Source organism: Solirubrobacter soli DSM 22325 (assembly GCF_000423665.1).
GTDB lineage: Bacteria > Actinomycetota > Thermoleophilia > Solirubrobacterales > Solirubrobacteraceae > Solirubrobacter > Solirubrobacter soli.
On record NZ_AUIK01000024.1, the window covers coordinates 71,463 to 96,278 of the forward strand.

The 24,816-nt window shown below is 71.9% G+C and carries 17 protein-coding genes; 15 read left to right on the forward strand and 2 right to left on the reverse strand.

Annotated features, from left to right (window positions below):
- Positions 1-10 precede the first annotated feature (10 nt).
- Complete coding sequence (locus G569_RS0119220; RefSeq protein ID WP_028064613.1) at positions 11-3,769, reverse strand: GTPase; 3,759 nt, start codon at positions 3,767-3,769, stop codon at positions 11-13.
- A gap of 350 nt (positions 3,770-4,119) precedes the next feature.
- On the opposite strand from G569_RS0119220, the gene G569_RS62740 reads away from it, so the two are divergent.
- The 14 genes from G569_RS62740 to G569_RS0119290 all read left to right on the forward strand — a co-directional run bounded on the left by G569_RS62740 (position 4,120) and on the right by G569_RS0119290 (position 22,550).
- Positions 4,120-4,887, forward strand: coding sequence for a hypothetical protein (locus G569_RS62740; protein ID WP_157592138.1), 768 nt, complete (start codon positions 4,120-4,122; stop codon positions 4,885-4,887).
- A 300-nt stretch (positions 4,888-5,187) separates the two neighbouring features.
- Positions 5,188-6,528, forward strand: a complete 1,341-nt coding sequence (locus G569_RS0119230; protein ID WP_028064615.1) for a sigma-70 family RNA polymerase sigma factor — start codon at positions 5,188-5,190, stop codon at positions 6,526-6,528.
- A gap of 20 nt (positions 6,529-6,548) precedes the next feature.
- Positions 6,549-8,210, forward strand: a complete 1,662-nt coding sequence (locus G569_RS0119235; protein WP_157592139.1) for a hypothetical protein — start codon at positions 6,549-6,551, stop codon at positions 8,208-8,210.
- Positions 8,207-9,442, forward strand: coding sequence for a S8 family peptidase (locus tag G569_RS0119240; RefSeq protein WP_028064617.1), 1,236 nt, complete (start codon positions 8,207-8,209; stop codon positions 9,440-9,442). Before G569_RS0119235 ends, G569_RS0119240 begins: the two co-directional genes overlap by 4 nt.
- A complete protein-coding gene (locus tag G569_RS62745; RefSeq protein ID WP_157592140.1) occupies positions 9,443-10,966 on the forward strand; it encodes an Ig-like domain-containing protein in 1,524 nt (507 codons plus the stop codon).
- A gap of 311 nt (positions 10,967-11,277) precedes the next feature.
- Positions 11,278-11,622, forward strand: coding sequence for a hypothetical protein (locus G569_RS0119250; protein WP_157592141.1), 345 nt, complete (start codon positions 11,278-11,280; stop codon positions 11,620-11,622).
- 125 nt (positions 11,623-11,747) lie between these two features.
- Positions 11,748-12,065: a hypothetical protein gene (locus G569_RS0119255; RefSeq protein WP_028064620.1), complete on the forward strand. Its 318-nt coding sequence runs from the start codon at positions 11,748-11,750 to the stop codon at positions 12,063-12,065.
- 24 nt (positions 12,066-12,089) lie between these two features.
- The gene (locus G569_RS0119260; protein WP_157592142.1) at positions 12,090-13,964 is read left to right on the forward strand and encodes a TrbL/VirB6 family protein; all 1,875 of its coding nucleotides are present in this window, start codon (positions 12,090-12,092) and stop codon (positions 13,962-13,964) included.
- Entirely contained in the window at positions 13,961-14,341 is a 381-nt protein-coding gene (locus G569_RS63875; protein ID WP_028064622.1) for a hypothetical protein, read from the forward strand. Before G569_RS0119260 ends, G569_RS63875 begins: the two co-directional genes overlap by 4 nt.
- Positions 14,332-17,007 (forward strand): VirB4 family type IV secretion system protein, encoded by a 2,676-nt coding sequence (locus tag G569_RS0119270; protein WP_028064623.1) that lies wholly within the window; start codon positions 14,332-14,334, stop codon positions 17,005-17,007. Before G569_RS63875 ends, G569_RS0119270 begins: the two co-directional genes overlap by 10 nt.
- Positions 17,008-17,081: 74 nt before the next feature.
- A complete protein-coding gene (locus G569_RS0119275) occupies positions 17,082-17,801 on the forward strand; it encodes a CpaE/TadZ family protein (RefSeq protein WP_028064624.1) in 720 nt (239 codons plus the stop codon).
- Positions 17,798-18,349: a stage II sporulation protein M gene (locus tag G569_RS0119280; RefSeq protein ID WP_028064625.1), complete on the forward strand. Its 552-nt coding sequence runs from the start codon at positions 17,798-17,800 to the stop codon at positions 18,347-18,349. Before G569_RS0119275 ends, G569_RS0119280 begins: the two co-directional genes overlap by 4 nt.
- Complete coding sequence (locus tag G569_RS0119285) at positions 18,346-19,683, forward strand: hypothetical protein (RefSeq protein ID WP_157592144.1); 1,338 nt, start codon at positions 18,346-18,348, stop codon at positions 19,681-19,683. The genes G569_RS0119280 and G569_RS0119285 overlap by 4 nt, the downstream gene beginning before the upstream one ends.
- Entirely contained in the window at positions 19,680-22,550 is a 2,871-nt protein-coding gene (locus G569_RS0119290; RefSeq protein WP_028064627.1) for a type IV secretion system DNA-binding domain-containing protein, read from the forward strand. Before G569_RS0119285 ends, G569_RS0119290 begins: the two co-directional genes overlap by 4 nt.
- Positions 22,551-23,048: 498 nt before the next feature.
- On the opposite strand, the gene G569_RS66430 is transcribed toward G569_RS0119290, so the two are convergent.
- Positions 23,049-23,219 carry a DUF6228 family protein gene (locus G569_RS66430; RefSeq protein WP_371683479.1) on the reverse strand — a complete coding sequence of 57 codons (171 nt, stop codon included), beginning with the start codon at positions 23,217-23,219 and terminating at the stop codon, positions 23,049-23,051.
- A 307-nt stretch (positions 23,220-23,526) separates the two neighbouring features.
- Here G569_RS66430 and G569_RS0119295 point away from each other — a divergent pair, with 307 nt between their 5' ends.
- A complete protein-coding gene (locus G569_RS0119295) occupies positions 23,527-24,810 on the forward strand; it encodes a hypothetical protein (RefSeq protein ID WP_157592145.1) in 1,284 nt (427 codons plus the stop codon).
- The last annotated feature ends 6 nt before the right edge of the window (positions 24,811-24,816 follow it).

Consider the following 24,816-nt stretch of genomic DNA (forward strand, 5'->3'; position numbering starts at 1 on the left):
CCTCGTGTCCTCACAGTCGCTCCAGCGCTGCCGTGACACACGCGCCGGTTCGTTCGATCTTCTCCTCCAACGCCACCGCAGCACGTTCCGCGGTGCCCATACGCTGCGCGACGTCCGCGCAGGCGGCGCCGACCGGCGCCAGAACCGCGGCGAGCTCGGCGCCTGGACCGTTCTCGAAATGCTCGTTCGCGGCGCTCCGAACATCGCTCAACAACTGAGAGCGAATCTCGGCCGCGCGACGCTCGGCCTTGCCCTCGTCCCGCAGGCTCTTCAACAGGCGACCCGTGTCCCAGACGATGAACGCGACCCCGCCCGCCTTTCCCGCGAACTTGATCTTGTTCGTGAGCTTGATTGCGCCCCACGGTTGGAACTTGTGCCCGAGACGATGGGCGACCTTCAAGACGATCTCGCGCTCGACCTTCGACGCGCCACCGGCTGCCAGCCGGCCCCCTTCCCCGGCCACGCGCTTGGCTCCCGGGCCCGCCTCCGCCGCAAGACGACCGAGGTCGATCGCATCTTCCAGCGCCGGGAACGCAGCCGCGAAGGCCGCGGAGTGCAGGCGCTGCTCGACGCGGTCGGCGGTCGTCTGCTGCCACCGCTGCAGCTCCCGCTCGACCTCTGCCGTCCATTCGGCATAGAGCTGCTGGAGCTCGTCGTCCTCCGACCACTGCTCGAGGCGCTCGATCTTGGCGTTGCGCGTCGTGGCGTCCGGCGCCTGCTCGATCTCGTCGTAGAGGGCTGAGACGAAGGCGACGAAGAGCGCGGCGAGGCGATCGCGCGCCGTCTCGGCGATCGCCTCGCCGCCGGCGACACAGGCCTCCAGGTCCAGGTGCAGGCGGCGCTGCTGGGTCAGGCCTTGGCGCGCCGCCTCCAGCTCCTCGCGGCCGCGGGCGACGATCCGGCCGAGCCCGGCCGCGCCACCCTCGAGCACCATCACGTCGATGCCGTGCCGGAGCAGGTCGCCCTGCGGGTCGAGCAGCGTTTCCCGCAGCGGCGCGATCCCGTCCCAGTCGCGATGCTCCGCGTAGTCGGCGGCGGTGACGTCGCGCCGGTCGCCGACCATCCCGAACGGGTCGCCGGCGACGCACAGCACGGTCTCCGGGTTCGCGCCGACCAGCGCTGCGATCGCCTGCGTGAGTTCGAGTTCCTTGCGCGCGCACAGTCGCTCGTAGGCGTCGATGTCGTCGGACGGGTCGGCCCCGAGCTCGTCGGTGCGGTTGATCACGAACACGGTCCGCCTCAGCTTGCCCACGCGTCCGCCGGCCGGGTCTCCGAGCAGGACCGACGTCAGGTCCTCCGGGTCGCCGACGACCAGGTTGGGGTTCAACAGCAGCAGGACGACGGAGGCGCCCGCCAGCGCTCGGTGCGCCTCTGCAGCGTGAGCGGTCGTGCCGCTTTGGAATCCGGGCGTGTCCACGAGATCCCAACCGCCCCAGGCGAAGTGCGACACGCGATCGGTCGAGGCCTGCGCGGCCACGGCGAGCGCGTCGGGCACCGGAGTGCCGGCCTCGACCAGCAGGCGCTTGATGAACGAGGACTTTCCCGCGCTGTAGTCGCCGGCCACGATCAGCCGCGGTCGCTGCGCACCCGCGCGGGCGTCGAGCACGCGCATTGCGTCCTCGTCGTCCGCGAGCAGGGAACGCGCCTCGGCCAGCCACGCCGCGCCCTCACCCGCGACGGGACGTGCGCGGCGCGCGGTCGCGAAGGCCCACAGTCGTTCGCGCACGTGCTCCTGGCGCAGCGACGGCGGCAGCGGCGCCTCGTCGTGATCGGGCGCCTCCAAGCGCTCGTCCAGGCCCTCCGGATCCTCACACCACGCCTCGCCGAGCCACAGGAGCCGATCGGCGTTCGGCCGGCCGGGGTAGCGCTCGCGCTGGAGCCGGCGGGCGACGTCGGCGAGCACGTGATCGCTCGCACCGGCGGCCGGGACCTCCGTCCCGGCCCGACCCACCAGCGCGCCGGCCCGCTCCGCGACCGCGGCAGCGTGCCGCAGCGCGCTCGCGCGCTCGACCTGGTCGGTCAGACGTTCGTCAAACGCGTCAGCGACAACACTCGCGAGCTGGGCGCAGACCTCGGCCTCGATGCCGTTGAAACGTTCGTGGACGGCCCTGCGCGCGTTCGCCCGCGCCTTGCTGCGCGACTGCTCGCGCGCCCGTGCGGCCTGCTTGCGCAGACGCCCACCGAAGGCCTTCGTCGCAGCGGCCGCAGCGCCGCCCGCGACCCACCCGACGGGGTTCGATGCGGCCACCACCATCACCGCCACCCCGATCCCGATGCCGACGGACTCGACACCGACACCCGCCCACCGGCGGCTGCTGCCGGCTGAACCCTTCGCCCCCGCAAACGCCGAGGCCGTCGCGTCGAAGTCAGCGCGGAGATCCGCGACGATGAGCTCGAGGCGCTGGTTGAGATAGCCCACGAACTCCTGCTGGACGGTTTTGACCGCTGACTCCACCCGCGTGCGGCCGGGCACGAACACCACGCGCTCGAAGCGCTCATCGCCGATGTCCTTGCGTTTGCCGAACTCCTCCTCGACCAGCTGCTCGGCCCGGCGCAACGCGGTGCGGCGCGCCCCCGCGAGTGCTGCCTCCAGACGGCGCCGCGCACGGCTTTCGGCCTCGCCCTCGGCGCCGACGCCGAACCCGCCGCCGCGCAACTTCTCGAGCTCCTCGAGACGCAGCCGCAGCGCGCGGTCCTTCGGCTGGCCGAGGACGCGCAGCACGTCGCCGATCCCGCGTTCGAGTTGCTCGGACAGCGCGGTCGCCGCCACGCGGTCTTCGTCCAGGCGCTCTTGGAGGGCTCCGAGCACGCCGCGGGTCTGCTCGTGGAGCATCCCCAGGCGCAGGGCCGCCGCGTGGTCACGCAGCGCCGCCGTCAGCAGCGCCTCCAGCGCGGGCAGGTTGGACCACTCGACGAGCTGGTCGGCGCCGAACTGCTCGCGGAGCTGCGCCCGCACGGGCGCCTGTTTGGGGGGCCCGTGGTACGGATCGACGGTGCGCCCGAACGCGGCGCGCTGGGTGTGGATGGCGACGACGGGCACGTCCACCAACCCGATCCGCGCCAGCTCGTCGCTGATGTTGCCCGCGTGCTCGTGCACCGACCGCGACATCCCCCGCCGCGTGCTCTCCCGCCGCACACGGTCGTAGAACCGCCAACGAGCATTGCGTGAATTGAGGACCGCGACCACCGGCTTCCCGTACTGGGCGACCCAGTCCGCGACCTTGCGAAACTCGCCAGCCTGCTGGCTCTGCGTGTCGAAGCAAAGCACCACCACATCAGCGTCCTCGACGGCCGCCTGCGCACGCGCCTCCAGATCCGCGCGCGCGACCGTCCGGCCCCAGCCGCCGATGCCGGGCGTGTCGAACAGCCGGCACGAGCGCCAGCGCACGTCGCGCACATCCGTCGTCCAGTCACTCTCGCCCTGCGAGATCGGTTGGCCGTCGCCACCCGACAGCGCCTCGATCAGGCTGCTCTTCCCCGCGCCCGTCCGGCCGAACAGCACGAGGTTGAACGTCCGCAATCGCTCGCGCTGTCGCTCGAAGCGCGCGCTCGCGTCCGCCTGCGATGCCCGCAGCGCCGTCTCGAGACTCGCCAGCACCTCGCTTCCCGACTGGTCGCCGTGACGCGCCGCCGTCTCGCGGGCGAGCACGACGCACTCGCGCGACACCTGCGCGACGTGCTCCTCCAACTTCGAGACGGTCTCCAGGCCCTGCTGGACCGCCGACGATACCGCCGTATCCAACGGCGTCTCAGCGAACGCCTGCGTCATTTCGAGCGCTCCTTGACCATCCAGCGCCTGTGGCGCGTCCCTCGCGGCGCGAATTTACGCAGCATGTCTCGCATAGACAATCAACTCCGTGACAATCTGGTGGAAGGTCCAATCCACCTCGTCTGAGTCGTTGCACGTTGCCCGTATCTGACTAGTGCGAGGCAAGATCGAGTCGCGAGCGGCGAACTCGAGGATGTGCTCTGGCGGCGGCTTCTCCCCGCGGAGCCCGCCACTGAGGCCCTAAACGTTGTGACGACTTTGCAACTTTCTGCGCCGAAGTTGTAACGCCGGTCGGGCGCTCAGGGCCCAGCGCGGCCGATCACGGCCAAGCCCGACGATACGGTCGACCGGTGAGCGACTGGACAGCCATCAGCATGAGCGTTCCCGAAGGTCTTGATCTCCTAAGCGACGGATTGGCAATCACGGCGCTGATCAGCGTTTGCGTCCTGCTTTTCATCCGCAGCCGCGCCTTTCGCTGGTCGCGACCGACGCCCTCGCTCGACCATGATGGCCGGAATCCCGGGCCCTGCTCGGCAGGGTTGCTGCGTCTGTCCGCCCACCGCCACGCAACAACGGCCAGCTGTGCGCGCATCGCGAGGCTGCGCTCGGTCGATCCACTCGCCGAAGTGCTGGAGCGCAGTCGGCGGCTGATCGCGGCGGAGGAGCGGGTCGCCCGCGAGCTCACCAGCGCTGACGGCTGGATGGTCGAACGTTACGTGCTGGTCGACAACCTCCGGGTCCCATTCGTGCTCCTCGGGCCGACTGGGGTGTTCGTGCTGTGCGCGACCGACGGCGCGTGGACGTTGTACGACTTGGAGGTCCTGTCGCGCCTCGGCGATGAATTGCGCGATCGACTCCCCGGATACCAGGGGAGGGTCGAGGCGGTGGTGTGTCTCGCCTTCGACCAAGCTGAGCCACGCTCCTGGTACGGCGGTGCCGACCACGGCGGACGGGGCGGCTGGGTGCTCGGCGTCGATGAACTGCTGCCGTGGCTGGACGGCTGGGAACCTGGGCGCGGACTCGCAGCCGACGACGTCTCCCGGATCGTGGCGAAGGCGGGACCGCATTGGCGGCGGCGGTCGACGGCGCGCCTGCCGGTCAGCGGGAACGCGGGCTGATGGGCCGCCGCCCCACTGGCATGTCATGGTGCGGACCGCGAGCTCCCGACTCGCGAAATTGGGGGGCGAACTTCTGTCGGCGCGGCCTAGAGGCGGTACATGCCGAACGGAGAACCTCTTCCACGCTCGAGGGCGGCCCGGGGCGCCGGCGCGCGGGCCGTCGAGGACGGTCACGAGTCTTGCCCACCGGGGGGTCCGGGTGACAGGATCACGGCCGGGAGCGATGGTCGGGCGCAGGGCACGACGGCGGCAGGACAATTCGGCGCGGAGGGCGTTCGCGACCTCCGCCTACTAGTGCAGATGGCCGTGCTCGCCAGCCCCACCGAGCTCGAGCGCCTCGCCGAAGAGCGCGACGCGCTCGTCACGTGGCTGGCGCGACAGTTCCCGGACGTGCTCAGCGTCGAGGACGCCGAGGATCTCGTGGCCGACGCCCTGCCCGTCCTGGCGGCCGATCCGCGCCTGCCCGACGGCGGACGGCGGCGGCGCAACTACCTGCGCCGCGCGCTGCACCACGACGCGCTGGACGAGCTCAGACGCCGCTACGGCCGCAACCTGCAAGACGGCGCGCGGGAGTTCGTGCCGATCGACAACGCCGGCGAACTCGCCGCCGCGGGGCCGGCGCCCGACAGCGAGCTCGAGGCGGCGCAAGCGCTGGCTCAGCGACACGCCACCATCGAGCGGACGCTCAATCGCCTGCGGCCCGACGACGCCGAGGTCCTGCGGCTGAAGTACCTCGAGCAGCGCGCGCCAGACGAGATCGCCGCCGAACTCGGCCTCAGCCGCTCGCAGTACGAGCGCCGGCTCACGCGCGCCAGCGAGCGCGGGCTCGACGCGCTGACCAGCGCCGAGTCCGGCCCCGCATGCGGTCCCGTGCGGCAGCTGCTGCGCGCCGGGACGCGATACGCGCGACACGACGCGGCGCGGATCGACGTGCACCTGCTCGACTGCCTGCATTGCCGCGCATACGCGCTTCGCGCGCGCGGCCTGCTCGAGGTGATCGGCGTGCCGCTGATCAGCGCGTGGGAACGGCTCGCCGCTCGCGTAGGGGCCCTCGTCGGCCGCGGCGGCGGAGCGGCCGCGCGCGACGCGCAGGACGCCGCGCTCGCCAGCGGCACCGCTGTGAGCGCGGGCACCGCGCTCAGCGTCGGGCTCGGTACCAAGGTCGCCGTCGGCTGCGCCGGCGTCACCATCGCCGCCATGTGCGCCGGCCCGCTCGCGCACGAGTTCGCGCCAAAAACGACCAGCCCCCACGCGCTGGACGCCACGGAGCGCACGCACGCGCCGCGCCACGCCAGCGCCTCGAAGGCGACCCCCACGCCGGCGCCCACGACCACGACCACGACCGCTGCCGCCACGCCCACCGCGACCGTGACCGCCAGCGCCAGCCCGAAGCCGAAGCGCCACTCGCGGGCGCGGCTCAGCGCCGCTGAACGCCGACGCCGGCAGCGGGCGGCAGTCGCGCGCGAGTTCGGACCCGAAGCCGCCACGCCACAGGTCGACGCGACCGCCAAGGCGAGCGCCGCCTCCGCGGGCGGGGCAAGCGCAACGTCCAGCGCGCCGCCTCCGCCCCCACCTCCGGCGGCTCCGAAGCGGTCGACGGGTCCGCGCAGCTCGTCCTTCAGCGGGGAGTTTCGACCGTGACGCCCGCGAGCCGGCGCATCGTGAGTGTCGCGGCGTGCATCGCCGCCGGACTGCTCGCAGCGCCGCAGGCACGCGCCGGCAGCGCGACCGTCTACCAGTGCCGCGGACCGGCCGGCCAGCTCGCCGCGACCGACATGCTGCGGCTGCCGGACCCGGCCAGGTTGAGCGTGAGTGTCCTCTGCCACGAACCATCCTCGGGGTGGGGCATCCAGCTCGCTCGTGGCTCATCGGGCAACTGGGACCCGACGACGACCGGCGAGCTGGTGATCGCCGGTCCTCCCGGAACGTCGATCTCGGGCGGCTGGCTCGAACGCCAGATCTTCGGCTACCTCTACAGCACCGCGGTGCAGCCGAGCACGTGGGGCTTCGGCTATCGGCTGACCACCTCAGAGAACACGCCGATCGAGCGCTGCGGGACGGCGTGGAGCTACGAGTGGGGGCCGCAACCCTGTGTGGCGACCGCCGGCGGCAGCTGGCAGTTCCCGGACATCGTCGTCAATCTGCCGCCCGTGCCCACCCCGCTCCTGCGGATCGGCTTCGGTTGCTACAAGGCCGGCAACAACTGCCAGCGGCCGCTGAGCGGCGAAATGTTGGGCATCCGCCGGATGGTGCTGCGCGTCGACGACATGGTCTCGCCGGTCATCGGCGGTGTCGTCGGCCCGCTGGCCAGCGATCAACCGGTCCGCACGCGCACCGTCTCGATCAACGCCTCCGACACGGGCCTCGGCCTCTACCGCCTGATCGTCACCGTCGACGGGCGCATCGTTGAGACCGAGCCGTTCTCGCCCGCCGTGACGGACTGCCGCGATGCCGAGCCGACAAGCGCCGACCCATACCAGTTCAGCTCCGTTTCGGCGTGTCCGACCGCGTCGACGTCGCGCAGCTTCGTCCTCTCCTCACTGCCCACCTCCGGCCAGCATCAGGTTCGAGTCGAGGTTGAGGATGCGTCGGGAAACCGCACCGCGGCCATCGATCGCGTCGCCACGTTCGAACTGCCGGCCGACGGCCTGCGTTGCCCCACGGACGGCTGCGTCCGCGCTCCGCCGTCCCCCAACGGCATCAACGCGACGGCGACCGCCCGCTTGGCGATCTCGGGCCGGCGCACCATCTCGACCGCCTACGGGCGCCGACACACACTGGGCGGACGGCTCGTCAACGCCTCCGGTCTACCGATCGCCGACGCTCAACTCGACGTCAGCGAGCTTCCGGTCGACTCGCCGACGTGGCGCCCTGTCGGCCAGATCCGCACCGACGCTTCGGGGCGCTTCCGCTATGCGGTCCCGCCTGGCACCTCGCGCGTCATTGCGATGGAGTACCGCACGCCGCTTGGGGCGGCGTCGGTCGGCGCTCGCGCCCAGGTGTCCGTCCGCGTGCGAGCCGGTGTGACCATGTCCCTGCGACCGGCGAGGGTGCGGCCAGGCGGGAGCGTCCGCGTCCGCGGGCGCCTGCTCGGCACCGACGCCGCCGCGCGAGCACTCGTCGAACTCCAGGCCCTCGACGGACGTGAGTGGCGCACCTTCAAGACCCTCCCGGTGCGACGAGGGCGCTTCGCTTACCGCTACCGCTTCCGGCACACCGCCGGCGGAGCGCAGTTTCTGTGGCGTATCTACGTCCGCGCCCAAGCCGGTCTGCCGTACGCCGCCGGCGCGTCGCGATCCGCGTGGGTGACGGTCGAGCGATGAGCCGCGGCCGTCGAGCGTTTGCGCACGCGATCGTCGGGTTCATCGTTTTGAGTTGCTCCGGTTCGGCCCGAGCCGCGGAACTGACCGTCACCGCACAGGCGGTCGCGGCCCACGGCGAGTTCCTCACCCAAGCGCCGCCGCCACCCACTCAGGGTGTGCTCTGCCTCGTCGACTCGGGCGTCGATGTCAACCCCGACACCGAAACCATGCTCGTCGGCCGCGAATCAATCCACGGAGGAACCACCGACGACGTCACGGACTACCACCACGGGACCTACGTCGCGATGGTGGCCGGCGCCGCCGCAAACGGGTGGGGCATGATCGGCGCCTGGCCCGGTCTGCGCGTACTCTCGGTTCGCGTCCTCCCGGAGGGGAGCGAGCACCTGAGCGCCGAGGACTACCGAGCTGGCATCGTCCGATGCGTCCAGGCGAAGAACATGCAGGGAGTCGATGTTCGAGCGGTCGAGCTCGCACTCGGAGGTCCCGCGACCGACCGACCGGAGTCTGAAATTACCCAGATCACCGACGCTGTCGCATACGCGCGTCAGAACGGTCTCGTCGTGCTGTCCGCGGCCGGTAACGACGCGGGTGCGGTCAACGTTCCGGCGTCCATCCCCGGCGTCATCGCTGTAGGTGCGACCGACCGGGCTGGTGCGCTCTGCGCGTTCTCGTCTCGCGGTGCGGAGGTTGACATCACCGCGCCCGGTTGCGACATGGAGGTCGCCATGGTGCCGAACGGGGAGTCTGGCGTGGGTCAGAGCTCGAGCCTTGCGTCCGCATACGCGGCCGGCGTTGTCGTGGGGCTTCGCTCCTATCGGCCGGATCTCTCAGTGCAACAGACCGAGGACCTGCTGCGTGGCGCTCTCGACGTCGGCGCCGTGTTCCGCGCTGCCGGGCTCGCCGCCATGCCCGATAGCTACGTTCCGGCACCCCCACCAGCGGCGACAGGTCAGGCGCCGGCCCCCTGCAACCCCCAAATCCGGGTGTGCACCGCGCCGCGGGTCCGCAACGTGCGAAAGACGCGTCAAGCAGTCATCATCCGGTTGTACCCGCTTCCAAAGTCGGTGCGCGTGGCTGTGAGGGTCAACGGCAAGCCTCGACGTCATACAACCCGGTCCCGCGTGATTACGATCAACTCGCGCAAGGCCAAGCGCGTGACCATCCGCTTCGTCGCCAAAGGACTCGCGCCGTCCGACCCGACCGTCGTTCGCCTGAAGAGACGAGCCGGATAAATGCAACCTCGTGCGCTCCGGCTCGGCCTGGCGTGCGTGGCTTGCGCCCTCCTCTCCGCCGATCTCGCCCATGCGGGAACCTACGAGGTGCTCAGCTGCGGAGCGAGCAGCGGCATCAATCGCTCATGGGTTCCCTTCAACGGTGATCCCACCAGTCTCCGTGCTGAGGACAGTTGCGCCTCGATCCTCGGCGGCGCCGAGGACGGACTGTTCGGAACGGATCGCATCCCTGGCCCGCCGAATACGCCCGGAGGCCAGGAAGCCGGGTGGCGGATCGTGGCCCCTACCGGCACGCGAATCACCCAGCTGACGCTTCAGTACTACCTGGGACAGACGAATGCGAACGAGTGGCTCCCGTTCATTCGAACGGCCGAAGGGAACGTCCTGCAAAGCTGCGTTCCACCAGGCGGCCAAACGACCTGCGAGCGCGGGGCAACGCCCTATTCTCCGTTCGGGCCAGCCGACTCTTTCGCCGTCGATACCGCAGGCCTGGAGCTGGGCGTACGCTGCGCCGCCGCGACCGGGCAGTGCGGTACCGGAGCGACGCTCCATCACGTGTGGGCCGCGCTCTACGGCGCTCGCGTCCAGGTGACCGACGCCTCGTCGCCAATAATTCAGGCGACGAACGGCGAACTATGGCGCGACCGATATCACCGCGGTGCGGAGAGCCTCGCCATCACTGCCACCGACAACACGGGCATTCGTGCCACACGTCTTCTGGTGGACAATCAAGCCCGCACAACGGAGAGTCGACTGTGTGACTACACGCTGACGGTGCCCTGCAGCAACGGAGCAGGAGCGACGCTGACGTTCGACACTCGCACGCTCGCTGACGGCCAGCACACGCTCGTCGCTGCAGCCGACGACCCCGCGGGCAACACCACTTCGACGACGCGATCGATCGTCGTCGACAACACAGCCCCCAGCGCTCCGGTCGGGCTGCAGTTGGATGGCGCCGCACGCCGTTCGGCGAATCGCTTCGACGTTCACTGGCAGAACCCGGGAGACCAGATCGCGCCGATCGTGGCAGCGCGCTGGTCGTTGTGTCCCGCGGCTAAGACGATGCCGTGCAGCGAGGGCGCGAAGGTCCAGCCGTCGATTGATAGCCTTGACGCTCTCGAGGTTCCTTCGTCGGGTGATTGGGACTTGCGGGTCTGGCTGGAGGACGCGGCCGGCAACGCGAGCAGTGACCGTGCGGCCGGCCCGCTTCGGCTGTCCCTCGCCGGGGCATCAGGTCGCAATCCGGGCGTGCGGATCCGCGGGGTGAGCCGGCGCGGAAGGCTGGTTAGGGTCCGGGGTGTTGCGGAGCCGGCGTCGGGTCGGGTGCGGGTGAGTGTCGAGCGGCGCGTCGGGTCGCGGCTGCTGCGCGTGCGCGGGATCGCCGGGATCCGCGAGGGTCGCTGGAATCGCGGTCTGCGGTTGACATCCCGGATGGCGCGGCTACGGCGGCTCAGCGTCGTGGTGCGCTTTGAGGCGCAGGACGGATATCGCGCGGTCACCGCCCGTCGCCGCGTCCCGCGCTAGAACGGCGCGGAAAAGCGCGGGGGCGCCTCGCCATTGCCGCCTACTGAGTAGCGCCCCCTCAGACGGGGCGCGCAGCAGGCGAGCTACGTCGCGAGGTCCCCATGTCCCTGACTCAATCGCGCCCGGAGTGCGGTGACTCAACACGCCCGACGCAACACGCGTCGGGACCAATCACGGGAGGCGCTCCACCGGACTGCGACTGGTGTGAGCGGCATCCGGATCGGCCGTGTCCGGCGTGTGCCGCGCGGCGGCGACGGGCGGTCCGGCTGGTCACGGGCGGCGGGCTGTCGGTGGCGGAGGCGGCGCGCGAGATGGGCGTGTCTGCGGCACGTGTGGAGCGGATGCTGGAGGCCGACGCCGACCGCCGGCGGGTGTCCGAGTTCGCCGGCTCTGATGTCAGTACAGAGGTGCTGCGTCAGTTGCTCGTCGATCGTCGGCGGCATGAGCCAGGCCTGACGGTCGCCGCGTTGGCGCGGCGGATGGGCACCTCGCAGGTACAGGTGGAGCGCTGGCTGGGGCTGCGGGCGACCGCGCCGAAGACCGATCGGCGGGGGCGCACGTATCCGGCGCGGCTGCTGGAGCGCGTGGGCGTTGAGACCGCCGGGCGGTTCGCACGCGCGCTCGGGTACGCGCCGTGCGAGGTCGACAGATGCTGAGCCCTTCGGTCCGGGCTTCGGGCAGGCACCGGCCGGCCCTCTCTCAATGGTCTGTTTGCGGCGCACGGGTTGCCGCATATCGGACCGGCTTCAGGGGTGATCACGTGTTCATGAGCGCTCGACGGATGCAATCGATCGGTTGGCACGCCGCTGGGCTGCTCGCGCTGGTGGCGGTGGTGACGGCGTCGGGGAGCGGTGGCGTGATCGCGATCGTGCGTCGCGCAGCCGCGATTCCCGACAAGGCCGAAGGGCTCGAGGGGTTCGTGGCCGCGGCGGACGCGCTGATCGGTCCGGCGTTGGTGGCGATGGCCGCCGTGGCGCCGCTGGGCTGCTTGGTCGGCGCCGGGGCGTTGATGTTCGGCAGCCGCCGCGGAATGGTGATCATCGGCGCCTCGTTGGGCACGCTGATCTTCCTCGGGTCGGTCAAGGGCATCGTCGCCTGAGGCGACCCGATGACCGAGCGTCGCATGCGGACTCGCCCACGCGCCGTCGTGGGCTGGGCCCTGGTCGCGATCGGCGTGGCGTCGGTCGGCTCTCTCAGTAGCGCGGATGAGGCGCGGGCGCTGCCGCCGGTGCCGGTCGGTCCGCTGGGGCCGGCGATCGGCGTCGGGGTCGACGCGATCACCGGCGGGCTCGGCGGCGCGGCCGTGGACGGGTTCAGCGCGCTGCTGGGGAAGCTCTTCTCCTGGCCGGCCGAGGTGATCAACCGGCACCTGCTGGCCTGGCTGGTCGCGGTCCCGGACTACGCGATCTCCCCACGGTCGACGTCGAGTGGCCGCGCGGGCAGCAACCTGGCCGAACTGGCGTCGACGACGTCAGCGATGGCGTTCGCGCTGTTGGCCGCGGTCGGCACGGTGGCGGGGCTGCGCTACTGGGCGGCGGGCCTGAGCGGGTCGGGCGGCTTTGATGCGCTCGAGGGCCTGGCGCGGACCGTCGGGGCCGCGTTGTTCGTGGTCGCGTGGCCGTGGCTGTTCCGGCACGCGGCGGATCTGAGCAACGCGGCGGCGCGCGGGCTGCTCGGCAGTGGCAGCGTGCTGGAGGACACGAGTCGGCTGCTGGGCCAGGCGTTCGTGTCGGCGGTGAGCCTGAACTTCTTCGCGATCGTCATCGCCTGCGCTGCCGGGCTGCTGTTTCTGGCGCTGCTGATGTGCAAGATCGTGGCCAGCGCGAGCACGGCGCTGGTGTTCACGGCGATGCCGCTGGCCGCCGCGCTGTGGGTGATCCCGGAGCTGGAGTGGGTCGCGCGCGCGGCGATGCGGGCCTTCGCGGTCGTGCTGGTGATCCCGGTGGCGTGGGCGCTGTGCTTTGCGACCTTCGCCGCCGTCGGCATGGACGCGCTCGAGCTCAAGGGCGCCGGGTCGCTGGCGGACTCGCTGATCATGCCGCTGGTCGCCTTGGCGCTGCTGTGGGTGATGCTCGCGTTGCCGCGATCGCTGGCGCGGATGGCGATGCTCGGCGGGTTCGCTCGTGGCGGGTTCGGCGCGCGCACGGCGAGCTACGTCGCGGCGCGCCGGACGGACGCGGCGATCAGCCAAGGCGTCCCCAGCAGTTTCGGGGGCAAGCGCGGCTCGGGCGCGTCCGACGTGCCGGACCCCGCGTCCCCGGGGGCGGGCGCGCGCGGCCAGCGTCCCACCGGCGCCGCCGTGGCCGGTAGCGCAGCGGCGACCGCCGTGGGCGGCCCTGTGGGGGCGGCAGCGGCGGCCGGAGCGAGGGGCGCCGGCGCGGGGACGGCGGCCGGCGGGAGGGGTGCGAGCGCGGCAGCCGCGGCTTCATCGACGTCCCCGGCGAGCACGGGGTCGGCCACGCCGGTCCCGAGCGCGCGGTCGCCGCGAGCCGACTCGTCGGCACCCGCTCCGGTGAACCGGGGGCTGCGGGCTCCGTCGTGGCAGGAGATCCGCGAGCGCGTTCCGGCCGAGGCCGAAGCGGCGGCCGCGCGCCGTGACTCCACGACGCGGGCCGACGTGGCGGCGGCCATGCGCGACCTTGACCCCGAGACGCAGTCGGCCCTGCAGCGCCTGGCGGACGCGAAGAAGGGCCGGATCGGCGGCGAGATGGTCCACCAGGCGGCGCGTTCTGACATCGGCGAAGGCGAACGCGACGCGTTCCGGACGCTGGCGGCCGCGACGCCGCAGGTCCGAACGCAGGGCATCGCCGACTTCTTCGCCGACACGCAGGCCTCGAGCGCCGTCACGGCACCCGGAGACGCGACTCGGTCTGGCGACCCGGGACCGCTCGCGGCGAGCGGCCCGATGGGCGCCCCCGCACCTGCGGCCCCTCCGGCGCAGCCGGCACCCCCGTCAGCCGATGACAGCCGTCCCGCCGACGGGTCGGCGGCCTTATGAACGTCGCGTTCAAGCACCTCGAGGCGAAGCTGCGCTTCGGCGAGCTGACCATCGGGCAGTGGACGGCGGTCGTCGCGGGACTGCTGTTCGGTCTCGCGTTCGCGCAGTACCTGAGCCCGCTCGGAGGCGTGTGGAGCATGGTGCTCGGGATCTACCTCGGGGCGGTGCCGGCCAGCGCGGCGTTCTTTGCCAGCCTGAGCGAGTTCGACCTCGGCGGCCTGCTGGTCGCCGCGCTCCGCGGCCGGCGCCAGCCGGCGCGCTACCTGCCCGGCGGTGGCCGTGCGGCGCGCGGTTATCTGCTGGTGTCCGACGGCGACCCGGCGGCCGATTCCCTCGCGCGCACCGACGAGCTCGATCTGGAGGCGCTATGGGACTGACCGCGACCCTTCACGCACGGAACACACGCCGCGCTCCGACCGACGAACTGCCGGAGGCCGGCGATCTGCTGCCCGTGGAGGCGATCGACCGCACCGGGCTCGTGGTCACCGGCGACGGCGCGTTCGTGCGGGTGCTGCGCATCACGCCGGCCAACCCGCTGATCCTCTCCGGCAGCGACCGCGAAGCGATCGCGGGCGGCTTCGGGCGCATGCTCGGGCGCCTGCGGCCGGGCCAGTCGCTGCAGTTCTATCTGGACGCGCGGCCGATCCAGCTCGACGCCGTGCTGGCCGAGGTCCGCGCCGATGTGGAGGCCGCGGCCGGGCCGGCGCCAACGCGCGCGCGGCCCGCGCGCGACGCGATGGCACTGTCGCGCTGGCGGCTGTACGCGGCGCTGGAGCAGTCGCTTCGTCTGCATGGCGAGGCGCAGGCCGCGGTGGCACTCGGCGCCTACGCGGTGATCCCGTTGCGGCCGCGCGGACGCGGCGCGCGCGCCGTGTTGCGACCGGGCGCTCCGGCGCCGTTGCAACGCAGCGTCGGCGAGCATCGGCGCGCGGCGCGCGAGAGCCAGGGGCACGTCGACGCGTTGCGGGCAGAGCTTGAGGCGCTCGGGTTGCCGGTGCGCCAGCTCAACGGCGGTGAGGTATTCCGGCTGCTGTGGGAGCGCGTGAACCCGACGCTGGCCGACGTCGGCCGTCGCCCGGCGGTGGAGGGGGTCGAGGTGTTCGGCGAACTCGATGCCGCCAGCGATCGCGAGCAGGCCCGGCAGGCGGCGCTCGAGCTGCGGGCGCGGCTGGCGCAGTCGAGCGTCGATCTCAAGCGCGGGCGGCACCTGCTCGAGCTCGGCCGCGACCTCGAGCAGGTCATCTACGTGCACACCACCGCGCAGCAGACCGCGATGGGCTGGCTGCTGGGGGCGATGCTCACGCGCCAGCCGTACACGCTCAGCGTCCACGTGCGCGCACTGGATCGCCGCCGCGAGCGCCAGCGGATCCGGCTCGGCTACCGGCGGCTGTTCGCGATCAACCGCGGCGCCGAGCAACGCGGCCGCGTCCCCGACTTCGACCGCTACGCCCAGGAGCACGAGTACCAGCAGCTGCTGGGCGAAATGGCCGGCCAGGAGCGCGCCGGCCTGTTCGAGGTCTCGATCTACCAGGCACTCAGGGCGCCCGGCCCAACCCCCGACCTCGCAGCGCTCGGCGAGGCGGTCGACTACTGCGCCGAGACGATCGAGTCCGCGGCCGACTGCAAGGTCGGCCGCGGCGAGTTCCGCCAGCGCGAGCTGTGGGCGAGCACGCTGCCGCTCGGACACGACAACGCGCGCCGCACCCGCAAGTACGCCACCCGCAACGCCGCCGACACGGTCCCGCTGGTCGGCACCGGCTGCGGCTCCCCCGGCGGGATTCCGTTCGCCTTCACCGACCCGGGCCGCACGCTGGAGCGCCTGGACCCCTACGACCCCGAGCACGCCAACCACACGCTGCTGATCTGCGGCCGGTCGGGCTCGGGCAAGACGATGACCGCCAACCTGCTGCTCGCGCGGCTGATCGCCTGCGGCGCGCGCGCATTCGTAATCGACCGCGCCGGCCACTACGAGCTGCTCACCCGGCTCGTCGCGGGCGCCCAGCAGATCGAGCTCGGCGCCGCCCGCTCACGGTTCGCGCTGAACCCCTGGGACGTGCCCGACCCCGCCCGGGTCTCGAGCGAGAAGGTCGCCTTCCTGCTCTCGCTGCACACGCTGATGATGGGCGACGAAGGCCTGGGCAAGGCCGAGCAGGCCGTGCTCGGCGAGGCGATCCGCGCCGTCTACGCGCGCGCTGCGACACTCGAGGACGAGCCGCCCCGTGAGTCGCTGCTGCGCGCCGAGCTTGCGGCGATGGCCGACTTCCACCAGCGCGACGGCGCGCACGAGCTCGCCGCGCTGTGCCGCAGCCTGGCCACGCGCCTCTCGGAGTGGTGCGAGGACGGCAGCTACGCCTACCTGCTCGACCGCCCCACCACCGTCCCGGCCGACAGCCCGCTGGTCGTGTTCGACACCCGCCGCTGCCCGCAGGACGTCCTGCGGCCAGTGATGTTCTCGATCATGGAGTACGTCACCAGCACCGTCGAGCGCCACTGGCACACGCACACGACCGCCGGCGCACCCACAGGGGAGACCGCGCGCTTCGCCGGGCGCTCGATCATGCTCATCGACGAGGCCTGGCACCTGGTCCGCCGGCGCGAGACCGGCGACTACGCCAACGACCTGGCCCTGCGCGCCCGCCACCTCGGGCTCGTGCTCGCCGTCATGTTCCAGCAGCTCTCCCAGGCCGACACCGAACACGGCCACGCGCTGCTGCAGAACTCCACCATGCAGCTGCTGCTCGCCCAACACCCCAGCGAGCTGGCCTTCATGCAGACCGCGCTGAAGCTCTCCGACGAGGAACGCGAGCTCGTCGCGCGCCTAAAGACGGTCAAGGGCAGCCACGCCCAGATGCTCTGGATCAACGGCACCCGCGGCCGCGGCCGCGTCAGCGCGCGCGTCGGCCCGCTCGAGTACTGGGCCTTCACCTCCGATCAGGGCCGCGACATCCCACGGAGAGAAGCCGCCCTACGCGAGCACGACGGCGACGCGTGGGCGGCCATCACTGCCCTCGCGCGCAGCACCCCGACGCAATCGGCTCCGTGACCGCTACAGCATCGCAACCGTTCGCGCACGCCCCCACGAGCGCGCACCCCACGGTCGAATCCCGCGTTGCGCGCGTGTCGCCGGCGCCGGCCGCGCCGCTGGGCGCCGCGCCGCTGTTGGCGGTCTGCGGCGTCTGCGGCGGCGCGGGCGCGAGCACCATCAGCGCACTGATCGCCTCCGCGGCCGCGGCCAACGGGCACGTGCTGGTCGCCGACACCGGCGGCCCGAGCGGCGGCCTATCCGCCCGCACCGGCGTCCAGACACCATGGTCGCTGCCCGAGGCCGCAGAGCTGCTGGTGCGTGATCCCGACCTCGCCCGCCGGCTCTGGGCGACCGAGCGGATCGGGCCGTTCGAGCGACGCATCGTCGCCGCCGCGCCCGGCCAACTCTCCCCCGTCAGCCCGGCCCGGCTCGCGCGACTGCTCAAGATCCTGCGGCGTGACCTTCACCACACGCTGGTCGTCATCGACTGCGGCACGCTGCAGCACGAAGCCGGCCTGCACACGCTGCGCGATGCCTCACACGTCGCCTGGGTGCTCCCCGACACCGACCGCGGCGTCGCGCACGCCCGAGCAATCCACACGCTGCTCGCACCCCGGCCCGCGGCTCGTGAGCTGATCCTCGCGCGACGCGATCCCGCCGCCGCGCCCGCCTCGCTGCGCACGCTCGCACGGCTCGCCGCGGCGCGCGGCGCCCCGCTCGTCCACCTTCCCCTCCTGCCCGACGACACCCGACGCGCGCTGACGGCAGCGCAGGTCGGTCTGCAGGCCGTCCTCGGCGTGCTGCGACGATGAGCCACGCCGACCGTCTCAGCCGTCAGGCCGCGAGCGTTGGCGCGGCGATCGCCGCCGCCACTCTGGCCGTTGCCCTCGTCGTGCGCCTCGCGGCCGCCGAACCGACGCGCCGGCTGCTCGACTTCCCGTTCGCCGGGCTGATCGCGGGCCCCGAGACGGCAATGAGCATCCTCGCCGCCAACCTCCGGCTGCTGATCGCCACGCTGGCCGCCGCCGTGATCGTCCAATCGCCGTGGTGCGTCCCGCGTGCCGGCCACCGCACGGCAGTCGGCACGCTGGTCGTCAGCGCGCTCGACGCGCTCGTCGCGCTCAACAGCGCATTCAACGTGTGCTTCGTCGGGGCGGCACTCGGCGCCTACGGGATACGGATGGCCACCGCCATGCTCCCCCACGGACCGCTCGAGCTCGCCGCCTTCGCGCTCACGCTCGCCCTCTACCTGCGGGCCCGCGAAGGCCCACTGGCACCCCGCCACCTGGCCGCGGTCGCCCCGGGCTGCATCGCCCTGCTGGTCCTCGCCGCCGTCCTCGAGACCTGGGTCGTGCCATGAGCCCCGGCCGCATGGTCGCGCTGTTGCTGCTCGTCGGCGCCGCGCTGGCCACGAGCGCGCTGTTCGCCGCGCGGCTGCCGCACACCCTGACCGTCGCGCCCGATCCACCCGCCAGCGCGTCGCGCGAACCGGCCAATCGCGAGCCCCACCGCCACCGCATGGCTCGGCCAACGTCCACGCCGCGGACCCCGGCACCTCGACCCCACGTCGGCCGGTCAGAGCTGGGCCCACGGGTGCTCGGCCTCAGCCTGCCGATCCTGATCGCGCTCGAGGTCGCGGGCGGCGCGCTCGGACTGGCCACCACGGCCCTCGCGCTCGGCGTCCGGCGGGCCCGCGCGCGCCGCCACCGCGACTACGCGCGCTACGTCCTGCATCTCTCACCCCACGACGAAGCCAAACCCCAGGACGTCGAGGATCTCATGGAGGCGATCGCACACCTCGTGCGCGCCCTGCCGGCCGACCGCGCACGCCACGGCCAACCCTACGTCGCCCTCGAGCTCGACCACGGCCCCGGCCCTTCCGGCGAGCCCGAATGGGCACTCGCCGTCCGCTGCCCCCCGCGGCTCGCCGTCGCCCTCGACGGCGCACTCAGCGCCGCCTACCCCGACGCCCGCCTCGGCCGCATCGCCGGCGAACCCCCGCAACCCGCCCCCACTCCCGTCGCGATCCCCGGGCACGTGATGCGCTTCCGCAAACAGCGCGGCTTCATCTACCCGCTGCTGCCGGCCGCCGACGAGCTCGCCTCACCGCCCCTGGAAGCGATCGCGCACGCCCAGGCCTCGCTCGGCGTGCCGTCCACGATCCGCTTCGCGCTCACCCCCACGCCCGCCAGCTTGGAGGCGATCGCGCACCGGCTCTTCCGCCGCCACGAGAACCGGCTCGCGCGCCAAGGCCGGTGGGGACTGCCCGAGGCCGGCCTGACCTCGACGCTGCAGCGCGCCGAGCTGACCAACGCCGGCCGCGCGCAGAACCGCAGCCTGTTCTGGCTCGAGCTCGTCATCGCCGCCGCCGACCGCGAGACCTGTCGCCAGCTTGCGGCCGCCGTCCAGGCCCGCCGCGGCGAGAACCGCCTGCATCGCCGCTGGATGCCGATCCGCCAGAACCTCTACCGCCGCCGCTTCCCCACCGTCATGCCACCGCTGATCCCCTCGCCGCGCGCCGTGATCTCGGCCGCCGAGGCGGCGCACCTGCTCGCCCTACCGACCGCCCGCATGAAGGGCGTGCCCGTCCGCCGGATCGCCATCCCCCGCATCCCGATGCCGCCCGAGATCCACCGCGCCAACGCCGAGCACGCCATCCCCGCGCCCGACACGCCCCGCGGGATCGCCCCATGAGCACGCTCACCGCCGGCAGCGTCCGCCACCGCCCGCTCCCCTACCCCGTGCTTCCCGTGCTGCGCGCGGCCAACGGCGCCGGGCTGATCCACCCCGACGACCGCCGCTACGGCACCCTGCTCGTCGGCGGCCAGGGCAGCGGCAAGACCGCCGCCATGCTGCGCACCTACCTCAACGACATCCGCGACCACGACGCCGCCGTCGTCGTCCTGGACCCCAAGAGCGAGCTCAGCCACCTCTGCCTGCAGCTCACCCCGCCCGACACGCCCAAACGCGTCTGGTTTCTCGACCTCGGCCACCCCGCCTTCGGCATGAGCCCGCTGCGCCTCAGAGACGCCGAACCGCTGCCGCTGCAGGCCACCGCGATCGCCGACAACATCGTCGCCGCGCTGCTGGACATCAACGAGAACCAGATCTTCCAATCCTCCCGCCGCTACCTTTACCACGCCGTCATCGGTGCCCTCGCCCTGGCCGCCAAACAGCATCGCCGCGCCCGCTTCGAGGACGTCTACCAACTCCTGCTCCCCGCCAAGGCGGACGCTCGCACCGCCGTCTATGAGGCGTGCGCGGACACGCCGGACCTCGACCAGACCGCCGAGTTCTTTCGCTCCGAACTCCCCCAGGACCTGCAGATCGCCGGCAGCGCCACCGCCCAGCGCCTCGACGCGCCCCGCAACAAGGTCTCCGGCCTCACCGGTGTCCCGCCGCTGCGGCGCTTCTTCAACCACACCTCAGACGTCGCGCTCTCAGACATCGTCGACGCCCGCGACATTCTCATCGTCGACGCCAACATGGCCGCCATCGGCGCCGAGAACAGCAAGGCCTGCATGCACTTCGTCCTGCGCATGCTCCACACCCAACTCCAACGCCAGGTCCGCCGCCCCGAAACCGACCGCCCGCGCGTCGCGCTGCTCGCCGACGAAGCGCACTACATCGCCTCCGCCGAGAACGTCGTTGACCAGATCGCCACCCACCGCGCCGCCGGCCTCGATGTCACCTTTGGCCTCCAGTACCTCGCCCAGCTCGGCGCCGGCTCAGAGCACGAACAGAAGATCCGCAAAGGCATCGTCAACCTCCTCCAGAGCCGCCTGCTCTTCCGGCTCGGCGACCACGAAGACGCCGAAGACGCCGTCCGCATCGCCATGGCGGTCTACACGACGATGATCCGCGACGACCCCGACTCCCGCGCCCGCCTACGCGTCACCCCCGAACAGATCCTCAACCTGCCCGTCCACCACTGCCTCGCCTCCTGGATCGCCGGCGGCACCCGCGCCGCCAGCTTCATCGGCCAAACCTTCCCCTTCCCCCCCGACATCACCGACACCTGGGCCCAGACCCACCGGCACCGACTCCACGACGCCGTCGGCCCCTACCCCGAGGCGCTCGCCTCAACGCTCACCCTGCAGAGCCCTTCCAGGCCTCAGCCGTCACCGCCGGCGCTCTCCGACCAATCGCCGCCTTCGGAGTCGCCGCCGGCGGCCGACAACGCGAAACGCCGAACCGCGGCCGCAACCGCACACCTCCCGGACGCGACGACCGAACGCGCCACGCCCGCCGCGGCGAGATCGTTCACGACCTCGGAGCAGCGAGAGGGCGGGCAGGCTCCGTGCCCGTCGCCTCTCGACAACGTCGCACGGCCAGAGGCGTCCCGACCCGCGCCTCGCGTGGAGCGGATTGAGTCCGAACCCGCGCCGCAGTTCGCGAGCCCCGTGCTTCGAGTCGTCGGTCGGCCCGCACGCGCGCTCGACACCGAGCGTCCGTCGCGACCAGCACCGGAGAGCCTGCGCGAGCTCGCGTTCATCGACCGCATCAACGAGATCAAACCGCTCGAGCACAAGCCGCCCGCCGAGCGCCGCCCGCGCCTCTACGACACCGACTACGCGATCCTCGCGCTGCTCGACCGCGCCGGCCTCCTCCTACCCTCGCTTATCGGCCGCGCCGTCCTGCCCGGCAAGGACGCCAAGACCGTCCGCCACCGCCTCAGCAAGCTCTACGGGCACGGCCTCGTGGCGCGCGCCGGCATCGGACTCAGCGAACGCACCAGTGCCGACGGCCGCCTCCCAGCGGTCTACAGCCTCACCCGCTTCGGCCTCGAACTCGCCCAACAACGCACGCCGCCCGCCGTGCACCCACAACGCGAGTGGAAGCCGATCGAGCAGCGCCGCGCCGGCACGCTCCCGCACAACCTGCACGCCATCTCCTGGGCGATCGAACTGCACCGCGTCGCCGGCGAACTCGCCACTGACTACTGGCGCACCCCGCGTTACGCCACCGGCCGCTACCCCGTCCCGCAGACCGGCAATGGCCACAAACGCCACCCGATCACCGCCGCCGAACTCGACGTCGCCGAAGGTCACGCCTACCTCGACCTGCCGCCGTTTCGCGAGATCAAGCCCGACCTCTCCCTCGAGCTGCGGATCCCCAGCCTGCGGCTCACCTTCGACCTGCTCGTCGAGCTCGACCTCACGGCCCGCCCTTCCTACAACCAGGACAAGCTGCGCGCCTACGACGCCTTCCTCACCGGCTGGACGCTCGCCCACCCGCGCTACCGCGCACTCGGCACGCGGCCGGTTACCGTCTTCGTGTTCCGCGACCGCCGCAGCGCCCTCGCCTGCGCCCGGGAAGCCGACCGGCTGCTGACCGGCCGCGTCGGACAGATGGGCACGGCGGCACGCGACTGGTACTACGCCGGCCGCCAACACCTCTTCTTCGCCGCCGAACCCGACATCCACCGCGACTCGCTCAGAGCCTTCGCTCTTCCGCCGCTGCCATCACCCAGCGAAAATGCGCCGCGGAGCGACGCCGACCGACTCGCGATCCGAACCGTCGAACTCCTGCCGCCGACCGTCGTGCGCGCATCGGGCTAGCAATCCAACCCCGCTCACCCCGCGAGCTGCTGCGGTGGGAATAGGTTCGACTCGCGGGACGGCCCTGCAAATCCGGAACTTCTGTCATGCCCGCCGCCCGAAAATTCCCCGTTCGAGGCCCCGACCGCGACAGCGCATCCCCTAACGCCTTCGCGCGGGGTTGCCGGTATTGAGTGCGGGTCGTTGGCGAACGAGCCCGAGATCATGCGAGTGATCCGATGGTGGCCGATGAGGCGGCGGAAACACGCCGACCGGACCGGTGTCGCTCAAAGTTGACCCGTCGAACGGCCTGCCCGAGCAACCGAACGCAGCCCGATCCCGACATGCAACGCGACACCGCGACGGGTCGCGGGCCAGAGTCGAGAAACGCCACTCTCGGATGTTGTCAAAGCGAGAGCGGGCGACCTACCGGACGGTTAGCTCAACGCGGATCTGCGCCGCGAGTCGGTCGAGCCCGCCTGCCTCGAGTTCCAAGGGCGCAGCGAGCGCCCGGTCTTCTCATCCGAACCACAGGGTCGCATGGCGCGTGCCGTCATCCGTCGCGCGTAGCCCGAAGTCGTGCTCCATCGTTGAGAGCACCTTGTCGTCTGGCCAGCCCCGCCAGCTGCGCGTGAGGTCGCCGAAGAACTGGACAGGCCGCCTTGGTACCAGGACCGATGTTCTCGACAGACGTCGACGCGCCGATCGCGGACCCGCGCGTCAGAAGTCTGCTTCCTCGGCCACTCGAGAAACCGCGGTCGCTGCATAGACTCGCGACTCGCCAAAGAAGCCGAGGAATGCAGGCCGGAATCGCAGCAGGACACGCCTTGCTCGTCGATGATGGGCTGGCCGACGTTCGACGACAGAGCCGCGAGTCCCAGGGGTCGCGGGACGAAAGGATTCAGATGCAAATTTGGATGTTCGCCGTGGCGACCGCGCGGTGTGTCGGGTGCGAGGCCGCGCCCGGCGCGCGGACGGCCCGCATGCGTGCAGCGCGATGACCATCGCGGGTCTGACCCTTCCCTTCGTCAGCGCGCCGGATCCCGACGTCAGCGGCGAGGGAAGTCTGGACCCGCTGGGGCTCGCGCGGATCGCTGATCGGCTCGCGGACGAGATTGCTCCCGAAGTCACCGCGCGCATGTCGCGCATCCGCTTCGTGACCGCGATCGCTGCGTGCTCGGCGCTCGTGGAACGCCCGATCGAGCTTGTCGGCGCGGACGGAACGCCGGCCTACCTCGCGTTCGAGTGGCTGGTCGTCGAGGCGTTTGTGCGACGCCGTCCGGACGGCGCGCTCGATGGTGTCCCTGGGTCGCAGAAGGCACGTCGGCAACTTCGGTCGCCGAATGCGCATCTGGACGCTGGCTCCTATCTCCAGATCCCGAAAGTGTTCGGCTTCCACGGCGTCTACAAGCGCCTGGCGCGGGACATGCAGGTCGTCGACGAGGTGCTCGGCCTGCTCCCGCGCGGAGAGGGCCTGCTTCGCGTATGGGAGCGCGAGACCGGCCTCGGCGGGTTCCTCATGGGACGGCAACGCCTGGCGCGTCGCCTGCTCGACGAGGTGCGGGCGGCCCTCGACGGGGGTCGCGTCCGCGCCAGCCCGCGCGCCCACCTCTGGGGTGACGTGAGCCGCGTGTTCGCGCCGAGCGGCGCCGGCCCACGGGAACGTGCACTCCTGTGGAAGCTCCTCACGGACCCGGTCCATCCGATGCGGCGCGAGCTGGCCGAGCTGGTCCGGCGACACGGCCGTCCCGAGCACACCGAGCGCGAGGAAATTGAGCAGTTCCTCACCCTGGACGTGAGCCCTGAGCTTGCAACCCGGCTGGCCGCCATCGGGGCCTATGAGGCGCTCGTGCGTGAGCTCGACGACGGCCTGCAGATCCTGCGCGTGCTGGCCAGCGCCCTGATGCCGGCGCCGGTGCGCCCCTCACGGGCCGCCGCGCATCCGGGTCTCGCCCGCGCGGCGGGCAGCGTCGCGTCCGCGGTGGCCGCTGCGTCGGCCGCGCTGGCGCCGCTCGGGCTCGAGGTCGACGTGGAGGACGCGCTCGGCTCGTTCCGCGATGTGCGAAGCCCCGAGGCGTTCGTCGAGGCGCTGCTTGATCGCCACGACGGGGTTCAGCGTGACAAGGGCAAGCGCAGCTGGTTCGAGCGCGACGAACGTGGATTCGCGGTCCGTCCCGCGGCGCAGCGGCACGATCCGATCGCGCCGCGCACCGAGTACCTGCATCCCTATCGGATCTACTCGCTGCGCTCGTTCGCCAGCGACCTGCACCCGGCGTCATGACGGAGC

What these genes read in the sequence shown, in the direction of transcription:
- G569_RS0119220 (WP_028064613.1), bottom strand. Translation starts at nt 3,769, where the DNA reads ATGACGCAGGCGTTCGCTGAGACGCCGTTGGATACGGCGGTATCGTCG.
- G569_RS0119230 (WP_028064615.1), top strand. Translation starts at nt 5,188, where the DNA reads ATGGCCGTGCTCGCCAGCCCCACCGAGCTCGAGCGCCTCGCCGAAGAG.
- G569_RS0119240 (WP_028064617.1), top strand. Translation starts at nt 8,207, where the DNA reads ATGAGCCGCGGCCGTCGAGCGTTTGCGCACGCGATCGTCGGGTTCATC.
- G569_RS62745 (WP_157592140.1), top strand. Translation starts at nt 9,443, where the DNA reads ATGCAACCTCGTGCGCTCCGGCTCGGCCTGGCGTGCGTGGCTTGCGCC.
- G569_RS0119250 (WP_157592141.1), top strand. Translation starts at nt 11,278, where the DNA reads ATGGGCGTGTCTGCGGCACGTGTGGAGCGGATGCTGGAGGCCGACGCC.
- G569_RS0119255 (WP_028064620.1), top strand. Translation starts at nt 11,748, where the DNA reads ATGCAATCGATCGGTTGGCACGCCGCTGGGCTGCTCGCGCTGGTGGCG.
- G569_RS0119260 (WP_157592142.1), top strand. Translation starts at nt 12,090, where the DNA reads ATGCGGACTCGCCCACGCGCCGTCGTGGGCTGGGCCCTGGTCGCGATC.
- G569_RS63875 (WP_028064622.1), top strand. Translation starts at nt 13,961, where the DNA reads ATGAACGTCGCGTTCAAGCACCTCGAGGCGAAGCTGCGCTTCGGCGAG.
- G569_RS0119270 (WP_028064623.1), top strand. Translation starts at nt 14,332, where the DNA reads ATGGGACTGACCGCGACCCTTCACGCACGGAACACACGCCGCGCTCCG.
- G569_RS0119280 (WP_028064625.1), top strand. Translation starts at nt 17,798, where the DNA reads ATGAGCCACGCCGACCGTCTCAGCCGTCAGGCCGCGAGCGTTGGCGCG.
- G569_RS0119285 (WP_157592144.1), top strand. Translation starts at nt 18,346, where the DNA reads ATGAGCCCCGGCCGCATGGTCGCGCTGTTGCTGCTCGTCGGCGCCGCG.
- G569_RS0119290 (WP_028064627.1), top strand. Translation starts at nt 19,680, where the DNA reads ATGAGCACGCTCACCGCCGGCAGCGTCCGCCACCGCCCGCTCCCCTAC.
- G569_RS0119295 (WP_157592145.1), top strand. Translation starts at nt 23,527, where the DNA reads ATGACCATCGCGGGTCTGACCCTTCCCTTCGTCAGCGCGCCGGATCCC.